Source organism: Desulfuribacillus stibiiarsenatis, from assembly GCF_001742305.1.
Lineage (GTDB): Bacteria > Bacillota > Bacilli > Desulfuribacillales > Desulfuribacillaceae > Desulfuribacillus_A > Desulfuribacillus_A stibiiarsenatis.
On the sequence record NZ_MJAT01000012.1, the window covers coordinates 233,923 to 250,693 of the forward strand.

Below are 16,771 nucleotides of genomic sequence, written 5' to 3' on the forward strand. Positions count from 1 at the left end.
TAAAGGATGGTTTGTTTGACAATACAATGGTTTCCCGGCCATATGGCCAAGGCAAGAAGAGAAATATCAGAAAAACTTAATGTTATAGATGTCGTCATAGAGCTTTTGGATGCAAGATTACCATTATCCAGTCAGAATCCAATGATTCAAGATATTATTAAAGAAAAACCGAAAATCGTTCTTTTGAATAAAGCGGATATTGCGGATCAGTCTGTAACGAATCGTTGGGTGTCTTATTTTGCTGCACAGGATATTACCGCAATACCTGTGAACTCACAAACGGGCGATGGACTTCAAAGGGTGCCAAAAGAAGCTATGAAGACCGTTGAGCAAAAGGCGCAAAAGCTACTAGATAAAGGATTTAATCCAAGGGCAGTGCGCGCAATCATTATTGGTATTCCAAACGTCGGAAAGTCGACCTTAATTAATAAATTAGCGAATAAAACAATTGCTAAGACAAGTGATAAGCCAGGTGTAACCAAGAAGCAGCAATGGATTAAAGTAGGTACGGAGATGGAGCTATTAGATACTCCTGGAATTCTATGGCCTAAATTTGAGGATGAAGCGATTGGGTATCGATTAGCAATTAGTGGTGCAATTAAAGAAGAGGTATTTGACTTTGAGACTGCAGGTTACTATTTAGCGCAATTCTTATCTGAAAACTACAAAGATTTAGTAAAAGACCGATATAACCTAAAAGAAGTACCAGAGGCCCCGATGGAAGTTTTAGAGGAAATCGGGCGAAAACGTGGTTGTCTACGTAGTGGCGGTATTGTCGATACATCTTTAGCGGGTGAAATACTGCTACGTGATTATCGAAGCCAAAAATTAGGTCACATATCCCTTGAATTTCCACCAAACCCTCAGTAGATGAGGGTTTTTCTATAATACATTACTAATAACAGAAACTAATAGAAAAAATATAAAAAGAAGTAATAGTAAATGAGGTGTTATTTTGACAGAACCGAATAACTCTTTAATTATCGAACAACAATTGACGATAAAAGAAGTAGAGAATCGCATACGATCATTCTCTTATGATAAAGAAAACCTTGACCAAGAGAGTGTCGAGTTTTTGCAGAGATGCCATCTTGATGAAAGAAAAGGTATACAGTCAATTATTCGTTCGTATCTAAAACAGCAACAAAAACATCAGCAAGAACTGTTGCGTTCGCATAATATGTATAATTTCGAGATGGAATTATGGCATAAAGGTATCGTAACCATAGCGGGAACTGATGAGGTTGGTAGAGGTTGTGTGGCAGGGCCTGTTGTTGCAGCTGCAGTCATTTTGCCTTTGGAGCCGATGATTCTTGGATTAAATGATTCTAAGAAACTTACGCCTATACAAAGGGAAGAGTTAAATGTGCAAATTCGATTGCAAGCGATTGATATAGCGATTGGCGAGGTAGATGCCCAGACAATCGACAAAATAGGCATTGTTGCTGCTACTTTTGCTGCTATGAAGCAAGCAATCCATCAATTAATGTTCAAACCAGATTATATATTAGTGGATGCATTTGCAATTCCAGGACTTGATATCCCTCAATCGAACATAATTGGAGGAGATGGTAAAGCAGCATCCATTGCTGCTGCATCGATTGTCGCTAAAGTCTATCGTGACCAAAAGATGGTCGAATACCATGCTCAATTCTCTGACTACGGGCTTAATCAGCATAAAGGTTATGGGACCAGAGAACATATGGAAGCAATTAGAACCTATGGATTCACACCACTTCATAGAAAATCTTTTTTGAAAGAAATTACTTTTTAAGTTTCAGTGATTCTAGAAGCAACCTATAGTGAGGGATTATGTATGAATGTATTCCAAGTATTTCAATCACTAACACCTTCCCACTTTCAGAAGGAACAATTGATATTACATAACGGACAAATTGTGAATGCGACATTGATGGACATGTTTGCGAACGGGGACGCGAAGATTTCAATTCATGGGCATCTTATTCGGGCTAAACTCGAATCCCCTTTGGTTAAAGGGGAACATATTTTCATGCAGGTACAAAGCTTTCAAGACGGTGTAGTCCATATGAAACTATTGAATGATCCAAAGCAGGCAACGCAACTACCTGGTAACAACGTCAACGAATTGTTAAAGAGTACACAGTTACCCCAGAATTCTGAATGGCGTAATATAGTTCAAGAGATGATGAATCGACAGCTTCCTCTTTTGCCAGAAATATTGAATAATGGGGTAGAAATCTTAGGGAAAAAACCGACTGTCCCTCAACAACAAGCATGGTTTACTATGCTTGAACGAGGACTCCCTATTTCGAAGGAAACTTTCCAATCCATTCATCAATTATTAAATGGCCCTAAAGTCGATGGACTAGTCTCTGATATGCTTTCTAAACTACAACAAATGCAAACACAATTCAATAATCAATCACAAACTCAATCACAAACTCAGCTGCAACAAGCACCAATATCTCAGTCAACACAGCAGGCACCAAACACGACACATGCTCAAAGTGCAGCCCAAGGAACTCTATTAGTACAAACTAGTCAACAATTACAACAACTCTTAAGTCTAACGAATATAGAGAATATCACAAAGGTGACACAACCAGAGACTCATGTGAATCAAAAACCTCCGAATCATGTGCTTTTGGATATATTGCGTTTAGTTGGATATCAGCATGAAAAAGAAATATTAACCAATCGTACAGTTGCACCCCAAGGCCAAACTGAAACGTCCCAACAAACAAACAATCAAGCATTACAACCAATAAACCAACAAGCAAATGTACAAGTCAATCAACAGAGTGCGTTGCCATTAAACACAAAATTGCAATCAAATCAACTGGGAATAACATTATCATATACAAATCAAAACATTCATAATAATCAACCAATCACTCAAACAAATGAGCCAGTAAATACACAAACAAATAATCCAGCCAGCACACAACAACCAGGACTAAACCTAAGTCAATCTGTAATAACTAACCAAAATGCTGCAGCTTCTATAGCGAATCAAAATCAAGATCTGGTACAAAAAAATACCATTGAAACGTTGAAGAGTTTATTAATCCAAATCGTAAACCAACCGACAATCCCTGAACCCATTAGGGAGAGTGCAACCCAACTGCTAAATCATATTACAGGGCAACAACTGATGTCGTCTCCGAGAGATAACCTTAACGTGTATCAGAATTTATTCGTACAGATCCCTATTAGTTGGGGAGAGCAGAAACAAGATACTTTGTCGTTACAAATTCAAGGCCGTAAAGATAGACGTACTATTGATCCGGAAAACTGTTCTATTTATTTGGATTTAACACCTCCTAATATAGGGGCTCTAGGCGTCTATGTCCACGTCGTGAATAAAGTTGTATCAGTCAAGCTCTTTACGGAGAACACAGCGTTAGAAAAATTGATAGATATTGCAACCCCTTCATTAAAAGAAGGTCTGAAAAACATAGGATTCCTATTATCATATATTAAACTCGAGGATACTACGAGAAACCCTGATGCAAAACCAAATGTAGCCAAATCAAAGTATAATCAGCCGCCGAAGTCTGGGTTCGATATCCGTGTATAAATCTGCAAACCGTATGCAATAAGAAATCACCTATGAAATCATGGAAGGGGTTATACGATGAAAGAAACAAGAATGAAAAAGGCAGCAGCTATTCAATATGACCCTGATAAGCATAATGCACCTGTGATTATTGCAAGCGGAGAAGGAAAACAAGCGGAGCGTATTTTAGCGTTAGCGAAAGAAAAAAATATTCCTTTTCAAGAAGATGCTATTTTAATAGAAGCGCTAGTAAAGTTAGATATTGGGCAAGAAATACCACCCGAGCTATATCAAATCGTAGCGGAAGTCTTAGTATTCGTAAAAAATCTGAATCATCAAGCTACGAAATAACCGAACAAAAATCCAAAAATACTCATCAGAATTGTTATTATAAGATAAGCAATCATTTTGCGATAAGCCTTTTGTTCCCATAGCTGAATTGCTTCTACACTAAATGTTGAAAAAGTTGTAAACGATCCTAAAAAACCGATGGCTAAGCCGATATATACAGTTTGCGATAGGAAATCAGGATTATGTTCATGATAACTAGCTAGTAGGCCTAACAGAAAACTACCGAGAACGTTTATTAGTATTATAGCTATCGGGATTCTAGGTGTGGGATATCGATTCATAATGAATAACCCGAGTTGATATCGCGATAATGCACCAAAGGCACCAGCAATACTTACGATGATGAAATGCTCGATATTAAACATAGTTGGTAGCCCCTTTTGGTTGTTGGCTTGCCATGCGCTTTCCAAGGGCCATACCGATAAAAGCAAATATTAAACCTCCGAACAAACTGGTAAACAAATAAATCATTATTAGAAATAATGTTTGTTGTTGAAATAGATGAACTACATCCAATACAAATGTAGACATCGTAGTAAAACCACCACACACTCCTACTCCGAGACCTCTTTGCCAGTGTAGTGGAATACTCTTGATAAGAACATACCCTGTTAAAATCCCTAAAAGTAGGCTACCAATCAAATTTTCTGATATAGTCCAGATAGGGAATTCTGTGAACGACAATGCATGATTCATCAGGTAACGGCAGCTGGCTCCTATAGCTCCACCTATGAGAATAAAAATAGAAGATTTCATAATGTTTTAAACCAACCTTTTCAAAATACTATTTAATATAATAAGAAAGCTAGGGAATCTAATGAATCATAAAGCACTAGGTACACTAGGAGAATCTATTGCAAAAACATATCTTGAACAAGAATCGTATCAGACTGTAGCTATGAACTGGAGACACCGTTTCGGTGAAATCGATTTAATTATGCTAGATCCTAAAGGGGTTTTAGTCTTAGTAGAAGTAAAACTGCGTACCACGGCATTCAAAGGAACTGGACTTGATTCCATTGATTATCGGAAACAACAGAAACTTTATCAATTGTTTCAATTATTTTTAATGAAACATCCTAGATATCAGAAATTACCTGTCCGAATGGATGCAATAAGTATCACATATAACCGTAAATTACAAAAGGTAGAAGATGTTATTCATTTGCAAGGGATTTAAATAAGCGATATTGCTCCCTCGCAATTAAACGAATCTCATATAATAATATACTAATCTCCATTAGTGCCTGCATATAGAAAGGATCCCCAGCATGTTCATTATGCCATGCTTCTAATTGAAGTTCTAGTGAGTCATCGAATACACTTACTTTCTCCCAATTTCCCTCTAATTTCTGCTGTAAAACTTGCCTGTGAATCAGCCCAGAATTTCTAAAAATTTGTTCGTTAGCATTCTGAATTCTATCGATTACTCTTTGAAACTCGTTGCTATACGGAAGTTTTTTTCGAGTAGCAATTCGTTTGGTTCGCTCTTGTTCCATATCGGATAATAAAATGATTTTATGTAATAATTGTGTATTGAATTGCTGTAAATCCTCAAGACATTGTGAACTTACATGGAATTCATTTGCTTGCGTTGAATATGGAAGTACCCGGATTTCTTGTTTGAATAGATTTAGGGAATCCCTTAGCGGATCTATTTGCTTTTGTAACTCTAAAATATTATGGTTTTGAGCTTCATCAGGATCCATTCTTTGCAGTATATTCGTTATTTTATGATATAAAATGCCTGTGACGTCATCGTGAAATTTCATGATATTATCCACTATCGATTTTCTATGATCTGGGGGAGCTAGGAACACATTGACAAAGAGTGCTACGATAAGACCAATAAAGATTACGGAAATACGCGAAAAGGCATGTTCGTAAAAATAATCATTTTGTGTATCGATAATAAAGATGACAGTAACAATTCCGATTAGAATTACAGAATTCCATCGCAATCGTAGAGCGATGATGATAATTAAGATGCTTGATATTCCCATAGCCACAGCAGAATTTCCTAAAGTCATGGCGAGAATTAAGCCAATAATAATTCCAGTAAAAGTAATGCCTATTTGTTGTAGGGCATTAATATAGGATTGGTAAACTGTAGGTTGCAGATTGACTACAGCAGACACAGCAGCAAAAATAGCAGGTTCAATGCCAAATAGATGGCAAATACCCACAGCAATCGTAATGGCTAATCCTGTTTTTAAAGTTCTCCCGCCCAACTTTATTTGATTCAAAGTAAATTTCCCCCCGTTTCACGTATCTCACATTAGTCAATTATACCATGATTTTAGTGCAAGGAAAAATAATGAAAGATGCTTGGAAATATAATGAATATTTCCTAAGCAATAACAGGAATTGACAAACTTCGAGGCGAATATATGAAATATAAGTTTTTTTGGCGAATAGGCGAGTAAGGTTGACAAGAAATAATAGAACAGAGCTGACACAGTTGGAGGACTTGTAATGGCACACCAAAAAAATCAATATGTTAAACTTTATTCTGCAACCACAATGGGTGTAGACGGCTTTATTGTAGAAGTAGAGGTAGATATTCAAAATGGTCTTCCGAAATTTGATATTTCCGGATTGGCAGATTCCACGATTCGTGAAGCCAAAGAGCGTGTGCGCTCAGCAATTGTTAACTCAGGATATGATTTCCCACTTGGTCGTATTGTTGTGAATCTAGCACCAGCAGATTTACCGAAGGAAGGCACTCACTTTGATATTGTGATAGCACTAGGGATATTATTAAGCTCTGGGCAAATACCAATATTGGAAGACTTGTGCGACATTACATCATTTGTCATGGCTGGGGAACTTGCATTAGACGGGAGTGTACGTAAAGTAAAAGGAATTCTCCCGATGGCCGAAAAAGCAGTTAAAGAAGGATTTCAGCACATTGTGATTCCAGATGGCAATTTACCTGAAGCACAATTAGTTCAAAGTATAATGCAATTTCCTGTTCAATCGTTACAACAATTGATTGAATTCGTTCAAAACAAAGACAAAGTAGACTTTAGTTCCATGAATATCGCAATTGATAGTTTGAGCGATTATGAATACTGTTTCAGCGAAGTGATAGGTCAGCACCATACTAAAAAAGGGATTGTCATTGCATGCTCGGGTGGACATAATGTAATCATGGTTGGCTCACCAGGCACTGGCAAGTCAATGCTTGCAAAGCGAGCCTCAACTATTCTACCACCACTTTCTTATGATGAATTGTTAGAAGTGCGGAAAATTCGGAGCGTAGCTGGACAATTTCAAGAACTAGAAATTTTGCATAGTACACGACCGTTTCGATCGCCTCATCATACGATTACGGTGTCAGGGCTCGTAGGAGGGCAAAGTCCACCCAAGCCAGGGGAAATTACGTTAGCTCACAATGGCATTCTATTCTTAGACGAGCTGACGGAATTTTCCCGTAAGACGCTTGAAGTTCTTCGGCAGCCTTTAGAAGATGGAAAAGTTGTAATTGTCCGTGGGAAATATTCGATTCAGTTTCCGGCACAGTTTATGCTCATAAGCGCAATGAACCCATGCCCATGTGGCTATTACGGATCGAAGAAGAAACAATGCGGTTGTAAAGAATGGGAGAGAAAGAGATATATCAATAAGATATCAGGACCGTTACTCGATCGATTCGACTTACAATTAGAAGTTAGCGAAGTAGATGTGGAGGAATTTAATACTACTCAACAAGAACAAACATCCGATGAGCTGAAACAACAAGTGATTCGCGCTAGGGAATACCAGCTTAACAGGCAAGGGAAGCTGAATCACTCTTTAAATAGTAAAGAGTTAGAAAAACACCTGAGAATGGATTTTCAGACAGAAGCTTTCATAAAACATGTGTATAATCAAATGGGCTTAAGCATGAGAGGGTATCATAAACTATTGAGAGTAGCCAGGACGATAGCGGATTTAGAAGGAAATGATGCAGTTCTGACAAAGCATATTGCGGAGGCACTGACATACAGGGCAGTAGAGAAATATATGTAGAAAAAAAGAGTTAGCTGTAAGCTGACTCTTTTTTTATGAGATAAGAAAGTATAACTTTCTTATCTCAAATAAGTGCAAATAAGGCATTCTTAGAGCGAGACTTATGCAAGGCATATAGCGAAACTTAGCTTCACCAAAGCTAGGCGAATGCCAAGTTTTCTTTAAGTTCTCCTTGTTTACTTTCACTTTTTATCAAGTTCAAACTATTTCAACAAGAATCTATTTCAAGTTCAGCTTTTTAATAGTAAATTATTCTGGAGTTTATTATTATTTTTTTAATGTTTATTTGTTATAATACAAGAAATAACAAGGAACATTTATGCTCAGATAAAGTTTGAATAAAGTATGAAGATTGAAACGTTTCATGATATAATCAATGATATGTAATTGAATGATTCAGGTCAGGAGTGTTCTTATGAAAGCTGAATTTATTAATCCGTTTATCAAGTCGTTTAAACGAATCTTTAATACACAATTTAACCAAGAGGTTGAGATTGGGGATATCTCAGTTACGAAACAACCCATCATATCGAAGGATTTATGTGTCATAATTGGCATTACAACAGATTTGTCTGGACAAATCGTATTTGCTATGTCTGAAAGTACAGCTAAATATATTTGCAGTACGATGATGATGGGAATGGAAGTTGCAGAAATCGACGAGATGGCGCGCAGTGCAATTCAGGAATTCTATAATTGGGTGTGTGGTCATTCGGCAGAAGATTTCTTAACAATTGACCCACCACATACAATTGATATAACACCTCCTATGTTTAGCATAGGACAAACTCAAATGTACGCTGCTGCAGGTCTTATTTTGCTTGTACCACTAAAGCTTCAAAATGATGGAGTCGTGGAATTGTACGTATCTCTTAAATCGCGTGTGATTTAATTAAAGTAACTCTTTATTATCGATGTCAATTTATTTAATCGATGGAGGTGAGTGTACTTTGCATGAAAATCAAAGGATGATTGATACTGAAATTGCAGTAATCGGTGCTGGACCTGGTGGCTACATAGCAGCAATCCGAGCGGCGCAATTAGGGAAGTCTGTCACATTAGTAGAAAAACATCATATTGGTGGGATTTGTTTGCACCATGGATGTATTCCATCAAAAGCGCTTGTAACAATAGCAGAAAAGTACAATCAGACAAAAGATTTACAGTATCTAGGGATACATTGTGAAAACGTGCGTATTGATTTCGCTGAATCTCAAAAGTGGAAACTGTCTGTTATTCATCAGTTAACAGAAGGTATCCAATTCCTATTGAAAAAATACAAAGTAAAGACCATTTACGGTCATGCATCTTTTGTGAATAGGAATACGATCTTAGTCGAATCAGACGGCCATTCCGCTCATATACATTTTCAAGATTGTATCATATCAACTGGCTCCGTCCCAATTGAGATACCGAGCATTCCATTTGGAGGAAATATTTTATCATCTTCAGAAGCGCTTGCACTAGAAGAGATTCCAATGAGCATGGTCGTTATCGGTGGTGGTTACATAGGAATCGAGCTTAGTCAAGTGTTTGCAAGGCTAGGGACTAAAGTAACGATTTTAGAAGGTTCACCTTCGATATTAACTGGCTTCGAATCTCGAATAACAAGCTACTTGAAGAGGAATTTAAAGAAATATTGCGTGGATGTGGTTACGAATGTAAAGGCAACAAGCAGTTATACCAGTGAGAATTCTGTAACGGTAGAATATATTGATGGAGATTCGGGCAAGGCCATTACTGCAGAGAAGGTTCTTGTGACTGTAGGGCGCAAACCGAATACTGAAGATTTGCACTTAGCAAATGCACAGATTAATGTTGACGATAAGGGATATATTATCGTAGATTCGTTACATAGAACAAGTTCCTCGAATGTGTATGCGATTGGCGATGTCACACAAGGCATTGCATTAGCACATCGAGCTTCCTATGAAGGGAAATTAGTCTCCGATTATATAGCAGGTGTCAAACGCAAGAAGTCATGTAGTGTTTTACCGACAGTCGTTTTTTCAGATCCGGAAATCGCTTCTGTGGGGTTTTCAGAACAACAGGCGAAAGAGAAAGGTTATCCTGTAAAAGTGGTTCGCTACTCTTATGGTGCTAATGGACGGGCGCTCGTATTAAATGCAGCAGAAGGTTTTGTAGCGATTGTTGTCAATCAGGAGAATCAAAAAATTCTAGGTGCACAAATCGTTGGGATTGAGGCATCGAATTTAATTGGTGAAATCAGTTTGGCCATCGAATTAGGGGCATCGATACAAGATATAGCATTGACAATCCATGCTCACCCTACATTATCTGAACTACTTATGGATGCTGCAGAACAATTTAACGAATAAGCGATAAACACTAATTCCTTGGATTAGTGTTTTTTTTATTTGTTTTTGCAAACAATAAGTAAAAGAAATTGCAAAAATGGTGGTGTATCGATGCAGACGATGTGGAAAGGTTCAATTAGCTTTGGTTTAGTGAATATACCAGTGAAGATGTTTACGGCAACAGAAGATAAAGATGTCCGTTTTCGGCAACTACATAAAGAAGATCATTCTCCGATTAAATATATTCGCTCGTGTCCCAATTGTGGCAAAGAGTTAGCAAATGATGAAATAGTCAAAGGTTATGAATATCAGCCTGGGGAATTTGTAATTATGAATGAGGATGACTTTAAGGCAATCGCTCCTGAAGCTTCAAAATCAATTGAGATTATCGATTTTGTAGACCTGAAAGAAATTGATCCGATTTTTTATGATAAAACATATTATCTTGCTCCAAATGAAACTGGTGATAAGGCGTATACACTTTTAAGGAATGCTATGAAAGATATGGACAAGATAGCAATTGCTAAGATTATCATTCGTGATAAAGAAAGCCTTGCAGTCGTACGTATTTATAAACAATGTATTGTTTTGGAAACAATTTTTTACCCGGATGAAATACGGAGCGTAGAATATGTCCCAGGTGTTCCTAAAGATTCTGCATTAATTAACGATAACGAATTAAAAATGGCGAAACAAATCATTGAAAATTTATCTACGAACTTTGAGCCTGAGAAATACACGAACGAATACCGACAAAAGCTGTTAGATTTGATTGAATCAAAGGTAGAAGGAAAAAACATTACGAAAGCTCCTGTCGCTGCTAAGAACAACGTTGTAGACTTAATGAGCGCATTACAGGCGAGCTTAGAAGAAACCCAAAAGCGATCATCACCGAAAGAACAGAAGTCTGCAAAGAAAAGAGCAACAAAAAAAGAAAAAGATGCTATTGCAAGCTCATAAGGATGATCGATATGTTTCCTAAAATTATATATCCAATGGAGCCACAAAGCTCTGAAGTAGTTCCGACAGATGCTAATTATTTGCATAGTGTAAAATGGGATGGTGTGCGTCAGTTAGTATTTGTGAGTCAAGAAGGAGTACGGATTCAAAATCGTCAAACTCATGACCGCACGAGTACATACCCGGAGCTTCACCAGTTAAAGCAAATATCAAATGGGAAAGAAATGGTTTTTGATGGAGAAGTAATTTCTTTAAAAGACGGTAAACCTAATTTTTCAAAAGTTATGAAAAGAGATTTTGTGCGATCGGAAGCAGTTGCAAAAAAATTAAATAAAACGTATCCGATTACATATATGATTTTTGATTTGCTTTACATTGATGGTAAAAATTTGATGCAAAGAACCCTCGGGGAAAGGTTGGAATTATTGCAACAGGTCATTCAGGAACAAAACGAGAATATTCAAATTGTGTCTCATATTAATAATGGTGAAGCGTTATATCAGACGACCCAATCAATAGGACTTGAGGGAATCGTGTCTAAGCATAAAGAAAGTTTTTATCATCAAGGAGAAAAACGAAAAGATTGGTTGAAAATAAAGCATATTAAGGATATTAACGTTGTAATCGGTGGCTACACAGTTAAGAATGAGCTTCTAAATTCATTAGCTGTTGGAGTTTACCATCAAGTAGAAGGAATCAATCATAGGAAATTCATTTATATAGGAAATGTCTCTACAGGCTTAAATATGCAAGAAATACGGCTACTCAATCAAGAGTTGAAAAAAGTACATGTTTTGACATCGCCGTTTGTTAATTATAAAAAAGATAAACTAAATCAATACTGGGTAGAGCCAATGTTTACTTTAAAAGTAAATTACTTAGAATTTACAGATGAAGGTAGGTTGCGTCATCCTACAATTCAGGGTTTTCTTACAATACCAGCACAAGATTGTATACTTTAGAAAGGGGTGAGTATGTGGATTATCAATTAACAATCAATAACAAAATTATTAAAATTACAAATCCGAATAAAGTATTGTGGCCTAAAGATCAAGTTACAAAGTTACAATACGTATCATATATCATGAAGATGGCTGATTATATTCTCACATACTCTAAACATCGCTATTTAACAACGATTCGATATCCAGACGGAGTAGAAGGCAAAAACTTTTATCAAAAAAACATTCCAACTCACGCTCCAGAATGGATTGAGAGTAAGGTTTGGAATGGCACCAATTATATATTACCCAATGAAAAAGAAACGTTAGTTTGGTTGGCGAATCTAGCATGTTTAGAATTGCATGTTTCCTTCAATACCTGGAAAAAAGATGATTTCCCCACTGAGTTAGTATTCGATCTTGACCCGACGGATGTCACGAGGTTTGAGCATGTATTAGAATTGGCTTTACACTTGAGAGATATTCTATTGCAACTAGGACTCACATCTTACCCTAAAACGTCAGGTGCGTCTGGATTGCAAGTGTATGTACCCATCCAACCCAAATACCCTTATGAGCTGACCAGACAAATTGGTAAATTTATAGCGGAATACATGCAACATATGTACCCTAAGGATATTACGGTAGAAAGGCTAGTAAAAATGCGTGGGAACAAGCTGTATGTTGATTATCTACAACACTGGAGAGGGAAAACATTGCCCGCTCCCTATAGCGTGAGGGCAAAAGAGACACCAAATGTATCAACTCCAGTCACGTGGAAAGAGGTAGAAAAAGGCTTTATACCATCTGATTTTACAATTTTTAATGTTCCTAATCGATGTGAAAAATATGGGGACTTATTCCATTGGAAAGAGCGACAGTCATTAGATATTATTCTTGATTTTTTAAATAAAGAGCGAATTGATACATAAGATTAATTTGTATTGAAGTAAATTTGTATAAAGGAAAGGAAGGCCTCCATTGAAGCCTTCCTTTCTTTTTTTTAAGAATTTGATGTATCACGATTCCCTTGACTGTTTATGAGTAATTGCTTAATTTCACTAACTTCTTTTCTTAAAGAAACAACTTCTTTTTCTAATGAGACTGGTTCATTATTTTCTAAATCATCACTGTCCTCGGCATCTTCTTTGTGGGAAATAACAGCCACCTCCTGCACATTATTTACGATTACACCTATAAACAAGTTAATGATAATAAATGTACCAACTAATATAAATGCAACGAAATACCACCATGCCCATGGAGCATCCACTAAAATTGGCCGCATTACGCCGCTTGCCCAAGACTCAAGAGTAACAACCTGGAACAACGTAAGTAGAGTGGAGTGTAAAGATCCAAAATACTCTGGTGCAATATCCTTGAACAACGAGGTTCCTATGACGGCAAATATATAGAATATAATACCCATAAGTATCATGATATTACCGATAGCTGGTATGGTTCGGAAGAGAGCTGCAACGAGTTTTTGTAAGGACGGGATTACGGTAATCGCACGCAATACCCTTAATACTCTCAAAACACGAAGAACTGAAATTAAGTGCCCCCCAACAAATAAATGACCACTGGCTACGATGATAAAGTCAAAGACATTCCAACCACTGCGGAAAAAACCAGAAGGCTTAAGTGCAGTCATACGTAGGACTATTTCTAATGTAAAAGCCCATAGAAAAACGACTTCCATCCAATGGAAAAATTGCTGATTCGGATCTAAAATGTTTGGATAAGTTTCAAAACCAATCACAACGGCATTTAGAATAATAAGACTAATGACAGAACTATTAAATAATCGATGACTTACGATGTATTGAATTGATGTCATAATGTACCCCTTTCTCTTGCTACATAAGAGTTTATCAAAACTTCAATCGGGATGGTAGCGTAATATTTTCGTCAGATTGTAAAAAATCAGTTAAATTTTATGAATTTAGGAGGAATTCCATAGTAACGATGTTGAATGATAACATTATGGTTCTTTTGACTAAAGGAGATTTTATATAAATGAAATTGTTAATAATCATAACCGATAATAAACAAAAAAACGATTATAAAGCTTTATTTCCTAATGAAATGCTATATACTTTACAATTTTATATAGCAACAGATCTGGAAAGATCCGAGGTGATTCATCAATGTATCAGTGAATCAGATGCAGCAATCGTTGACGTCAGTACTTCCGAAGAAAGCCAGTGGCATATGTTTTTCGAATCGATAGTAACTAGAGATTACTTTGCTCCGTATCCAGTGCTGTTTGTGCTAAAAGATGTCGAAAATTTTGATTATAATTGTACTCAACATGCAATGATTGATTTTATCAAGCCACCATTAATGCAAAAAGAATTAGAATTGAAATTGCGCCTATTCAATCAAAATCGTAACACGTTACAACAATGTCTAGATTTGAATAGTACTGCATTACAGGCTGTCGCTAATGCAGTAGCAATTACGAATCCAAATGGAAAGATTATTTGGGTAAATCATGCTTTTACTAAGCTTACAGGTTATGAGAAAGAAGAAGTAATTGGCAACTTTCCAAGAATATTAAAATCAGATAAACAAAATTCTATGGAATATGAACGATTATGGAAAACGATTAAAAATGGTGAGGTATGGCAGGGTGAGCTAATCAACAGAAGAAAAAATGGAACCGAATATATTGATGAAATGACAATAACACCACTCTTGCACGATGATTCGAATACGATTAGTCACTTTGTTGCGATAAAAAAAGATATTACAGCAAGAAAGATGCATGAAAAACAATATAATGCCGATATAGAACTTGCCAAAGCAGGTGCAAAAGGGCGCCTTAAGTAGAGCGATATATGACCATTTAATCGATATCGACGGATTACATATTAACTCAGAGCAACTAGCGGGAGATATGTACGCATGGTATAAGATCGATAAATATAGATATGGGATTATTCTATATGATGTTATGGGCCATGGATTATCAGCAGCATTAGTATCTATGTCCATTCGCTCACTTCTTCGTGGAATTATCTCGAAGTATCAAGAACCTACACAAGTGATTCGTGAATTGAATTATCACATTTACAACTTATTCCAGGACAATGAAAGGTTTTCTAGCTTCTTCTTCACTACATTATACATATTAGTAGATAGTTACAAAAAAGAAATCCAATATGCTAATGCTGGCCATCCGCCAGGGCTCTTGCTATCGAATGATGGTACTTTGCAAATACTAGATAAAGGATGTATTCCATGTGGTATTTATTCGAAAATCTCTATTGATAAAGGAGTCTTTCATTATCAGCCAAAAGCGAAGATTCTAATATATACAGATGGTCTTATTGATAGTGTAGACAGCTTAGGAGTAAAACCAACATCAGTAGTAGAGCAATGCTTTTCACAACAAAGAGGCACTAACAGTCGTAATACAATACAAAATATTAGACAACTAATTAAAGAGAATAAAAGAAACGACGATATATGCATTGTGTGTGCGACTTTAGCATAATGTCATTTTAAAGGGTGGTCATGGTGAAGGAACGAGAGTGGCTTCTATTTTTTCAACAATTGAATGGTATTGGGTCTATTACGATGAAGAAAATCTATGATTATTTCGGCAGCTTTTCCTCTGCAGCATTGGCAAAGCACGAGCAATTTCGAAACGTAGGATTATCTAGTCGCGTCATTGATGAAATTGTATCAAAGGTGGATGGTGGCCTAGATGGTATTGAGTCATTTACATTAGAATGCCGAAAACGGGAAATCCATATCTTAACGGTATTGGATGATGATTATCCGACTTTACTTAAAGAATTATACGATCCACCATGGGCATTATTCGTTAAAGGAAATCGTCACATTCTTAATGAACATTCTATTAGTGTAGTAGGAACAAGGGAGCCGAGTTTCTACGGAAAATATGTGTGTAACGAACTTGGAAAAACACTTGCCTTGCATGAGATACCTGTAATTAGTGGATTAGCTAAAGGGATTGACCGTTATATTCATGAAGCTGTCCTTCGTCAAAAGGGAAAATGTGTTGCTGTAATAGCTTCAGGCTTTGATAATATCTATCCATCAGAGCATAAAACTTTGGCTGCTAACATCATTGAGAACGATGGATGTTTAGTTTCCGAATATGCATATTGGATTAAGGCTAAGCCAGGCCAATTTCCAGCCCGTAATCGAATTATCAGTGGATTATCCTTAGCGACAGTTGTCGTAGAGTCCAAAGAAAAGGGTGGGGCATTAATAACAGCTGATCAAGCATTGGAGCAAAATCGAGAAGTATTTGCAGTTCCAGGAAATATCAACTCTCCAAATAGCGTAGGAACGAACTATTTAATTAAGCAAGGAGCGAAAATGCTCACAAGGTGGGATGATATCTTTGATGAGATTCAAGAATTTCAGAAGAAAAATTGCAATGATAGTATAAATATTCAACAAACAATTGATATTAGTAAAGAAGAACAGGAATTATTAACTTTGATACCATTCCAAGAGATACATATAGATGACTTGCAAATGCTTTATCATCAGCCAAATTTATTCGTTCTACTAATACAACTACAGTTGAAGCAAAAAATAGAATCCTTACCAGGACATTACTATATTAGGATTTAAAATTTGAAAAATAGGAAATAATTGTTTGA

At 36.6% G+C, this 16,771-nt stretch carries 18 protein-coding genes; 14 read left to right on the plus strand and 4 right to left on the minus strand.

Going from position 1 to position 16,771, the window contains the following annotated elements; all coding sequences use genetic code 11:
* Positions 1–6 precede the first annotated feature (6 nt).
* The 4 genes from ylqF (at position 7) to BHU72_RS06875 (ending at position 3,892) form a co-directional block, all read left to right on the plus strand.
* A complete protein-coding gene (gene ylqF, locus BHU72_RS06860) occupies positions 7–870 on the plus strand; it encodes a ribosome biogenesis GTPase YlqF (protein ID WP_069701877.1) in 864 nt (287 codons plus the stop codon).
* Positions 871–955: 85 nt separating this feature from the next.
* Positions 956–1,774 (plus strand): ribonuclease HII, encoded by an 819-nt coding sequence (gene rnhB / locus BHU72_RS06865; protein WP_083248306.1) that lies wholly within the window; start codon positions 956–958, stop codon positions 1,772–1,774.
* 42 nt (positions 1,775–1,816) lie between these two features.
* Positions 1,817–3,562, plus strand: coding sequence for a TP0910 N-terminal domain-containing protein (locus BHU72_RS06870; RefSeq protein ID WP_069701878.1), 1,746 nt, complete (start codon positions 1,817–1,819; stop codon positions 3,560–3,562).
* Between the two features lie 57 nt (positions 3,563–3,619).
* Positions 3,620–3,892 carry an EscU/YscU/HrcU family type III secretion system export apparatus switch protein gene (locus BHU72_RS06875; protein ID WP_069701879.1) on the plus strand — a complete coding sequence of 91 codons (273 nt, stop codon included), beginning with the start codon at positions 3,620–3,622 and terminating at the stop codon, positions 3,890–3,892.
* On the opposite strand, the gene crcB is transcribed toward BHU72_RS06875, so the two are convergent.
* Positions 3,877–4,257 (minus strand): fluoride efflux transporter CrcB, encoded by a 381-nt coding sequence (gene crcB, locus BHU72_RS06880; protein WP_069701880.1) that lies wholly within the window; start codon positions 4,255–4,257, stop codon positions 3,877–3,879. The two genes, BHU72_RS06875 and crcB, sit on opposite strands and share 16 nt — an antisense overlap.
* The gene (locus BHU72_RS06885; RefSeq protein WP_069701881.1) at positions 4,250–4,648 is read right to left on the minus strand and encodes a fluoride efflux transporter FluC; all 399 of its coding nucleotides are present in this window, start codon (positions 4,646–4,648) and stop codon (positions 4,250–4,252) included. Before BHU72_RS06885 ends, crcB begins: the two co-directional genes overlap by 8 nt.
* A gap of 61 nt (positions 4,649–4,709) precedes the next feature.
* On the opposite strand from BHU72_RS06885, the gene BHU72_RS06890 reads away from it, so the two are divergent.
* The gene (locus tag BHU72_RS06890) at positions 4,710–5,072 is read left to right on the plus strand and encodes a YraN family protein (RefSeq protein ID WP_069701882.1); all 363 of its coding nucleotides are present in this window, start codon (positions 4,710–4,712) and stop codon (positions 5,070–5,072) included.
* On the opposite strand, the gene BHU72_RS06895 is transcribed toward BHU72_RS06890, so the two are convergent.
* The gene (locus tag BHU72_RS06895; RefSeq protein WP_069701883.1) at positions 5,050–6,138 is read right to left on the minus strand and encodes an FUSC family protein; all 1,089 of its coding nucleotides are present in this window, start codon (positions 6,136–6,138) and stop codon (positions 5,050–5,052) included. The genes BHU72_RS06890 and BHU72_RS06895 overlap by 23 nt on opposite strands.
* 229 nt (positions 6,139–6,367) lie before the next feature.
* Here BHU72_RS06895 and BHU72_RS06900 point away from each other — a divergent pair, with 229 nt between their 5' ends.
* The 6 genes from BHU72_RS06900 to ligD (BHU72_RS06925) all read left to right on the plus strand — a co-directional run bounded on the left by BHU72_RS06900 (position 6,368) and on the right by ligD (BHU72_RS06925) (position 13,057).
* Positions 6,368–7,906: a YifB family Mg chelatase-like AAA ATPase gene (locus tag BHU72_RS06900; RefSeq protein WP_069701884.1), complete on the plus strand. Its 1,539-nt coding sequence runs from the start codon at positions 6,368–6,370 to the stop codon at positions 7,904–7,906.
* A 415-nt stretch (positions 7,907–8,321) separates the two neighbouring features.
* Positions 8,322–8,798: a chemotaxis protein CheX gene (locus BHU72_RS06905; RefSeq protein ID WP_069701885.1), complete on the plus strand. Its 477-nt coding sequence runs from the start codon at positions 8,322–8,324 to the stop codon at positions 8,796–8,798.
* Between the two features lie 76 nt (positions 8,799–8,874).
* Positions 8,875–10,245 carry a dihydrolipoyl dehydrogenase gene (lpdA, locus tag BHU72_RS06910; protein WP_069702041.1) on the plus strand — a complete coding sequence of 457 codons (1,371 nt, stop codon included), beginning with the start codon at positions 8,875–8,877 and terminating at the stop codon, positions 10,243–10,245.
* Positions 10,246–10,335: 90 nt separating this feature from the next.
* A complete protein-coding gene (gene ku, locus BHU72_RS06915; RefSeq protein WP_069701886.1) occupies positions 10,336–11,184 on the plus strand; it encodes a non-homologous end joining protein Ku in 849 nt (282 codons plus the stop codon).
* A gap of 11 nt (positions 11,185–11,195) precedes the next feature.
* A complete protein-coding gene (ligD, locus tag BHU72_RS06920; RefSeq protein WP_069701887.1) occupies positions 11,196–12,146 on the plus strand; it encodes a non-homologous end-joining DNA ligase in 951 nt (316 codons plus the stop codon).
* Positions 12,147–12,160: 14 nt separating this feature from the next.
* On the plus strand, positions 12,161–13,057 hold the full coding sequence (ligD, locus tag BHU72_RS06925) for a non-homologous end-joining DNA ligase (RefSeq protein WP_069701888.1): 897 nt from the start codon (positions 12,161–12,163) through the stop codon (positions 13,055–13,057).
* 71 nt (positions 13,058–13,128) lie between these two features.
* Here ligD (BHU72_RS06925) and BHU72_RS06930 read toward each other — a convergent pair whose 3' ends face one another.
* Positions 13,129–13,965, minus strand: coding sequence for an ion transporter (locus BHU72_RS06930; protein ID WP_069701889.1), 837 nt, complete (start codon positions 13,963–13,965; stop codon positions 13,129–13,131).
* A 179-nt stretch (positions 13,966–14,144) separates the two neighbouring features.
* Here BHU72_RS06930 and BHU72_RS06935 point away from each other — a divergent pair, with 179 nt between their 5' ends.
* From BHU72_RS06935 to dprA, 3 genes are read left to right on the plus strand one after another with little or no spacing between them, the layout of a single operon-like run.
* Positions 14,145–14,960 (plus strand): PAS domain-containing protein, encoded by an 816-nt coding sequence (locus tag BHU72_RS06935; RefSeq protein ID WP_069701890.1) that lies wholly within the window; start codon positions 14,145–14,147, stop codon positions 14,958–14,960.
* Complete coding sequence (locus BHU72_RS06940) at positions 14,926–15,627, plus strand: PP2C family protein-serine/threonine phosphatase (RefSeq protein WP_141709269.1); 702 nt, start codon at positions 14,926–14,928, stop codon at positions 15,625–15,627. The genes BHU72_RS06935 and BHU72_RS06940 overlap by 35 nt, the downstream gene beginning before the upstream one ends.
* Before the next feature lie 23 nt (positions 15,628–15,650).
* Positions 15,651–16,742: a DNA-processing protein DprA gene (gene dprA / locus BHU72_RS06945; RefSeq protein ID WP_218076111.1), complete on the plus strand. Its 1,092-nt coding sequence runs from the start codon at positions 15,651–15,653 to the stop codon at positions 16,740–16,742.
* The last annotated feature ends 29 nt before the right edge of the window (positions 16,743–16,771 follow it).

Excerpts from the sequence above, each read along its gene's own strand:
- ylqF (WP_069701877.1), top strand. The coding sequence starts at position 7 with ATGGTTTGTTTGACAATACAATGGTTTCCCGGCCATATGGCCAAGGCA.
- BHU72_RS06870 (WP_069701878.1), top strand. The coding sequence starts at position 1,817 with ATGAATGTATTCCAAGTATTTCAATCACTAACACCTTCCCACTTTCAG.
- BHU72_RS06875 (WP_069701879.1), top strand. The coding sequence starts at position 3,620 with ATGAAAGAAACAAGAATGAAAAAGGCAGCAGCTATTCAATATGACCCT.
- crcB (WP_069701880.1), bottom strand. The coding sequence starts at position 4,257 with ATGTTTAATATCGAGCATTTCATCATCGTAAGTATTGCTGGTGCCTTT.
- BHU72_RS06885 (WP_069701881.1), bottom strand. The coding sequence starts at position 4,648 with ATGAAATCTTCTATTTTTATTCTCATAGGTGGAGCTATAGGAGCCAGC.
- BHU72_RS06890 (WP_069701882.1), top strand. The coding sequence starts at position 4,710 with ATGAATCATAAAGCACTAGGTACACTAGGAGAATCTATTGCAAAAACA.
- BHU72_RS06900 (WP_069701884.1), top strand. The coding sequence starts at position 6,368 with ATGGCACACCAAAAAAATCAATATGTTAAACTTTATTCTGCAACCACA.
- BHU72_RS06905 (WP_069701885.1), top strand. The coding sequence starts at position 8,322 with ATGAAAGCTGAATTTATTAATCCGTTTATCAAGTCGTTTAAACGAATC.
- lpdA (WP_069702041.1), top strand. The coding sequence starts at position 8,875 with ATGATTGATACTGAAATTGCAGTAATCGGTGCTGGACCTGGTGGCTAC.
- ku (WP_069701886.1), top strand. The coding sequence starts at position 10,336 with ATGCAGACGATGTGGAAAGGTTCAATTAGCTTTGGTTTAGTGAATATA.
- ligD (WP_069701887.1), top strand. The coding sequence starts at position 11,196 with ATGTTTCCTAAAATTATATATCCAATGGAGCCACAAAGCTCTGAAGTA.
- BHU72_RS06930 (WP_069701889.1), bottom strand. The coding sequence starts at position 13,965 with ATGACATCAATTCAATACATCGTAAGTCATCGATTATTTAATAGTTCT.
- BHU72_RS06935 (WP_069701890.1), top strand. The coding sequence starts at position 14,145 with ATGAAATTGTTAATAATCATAACCGATAATAAACAAAAAAACGATTAT.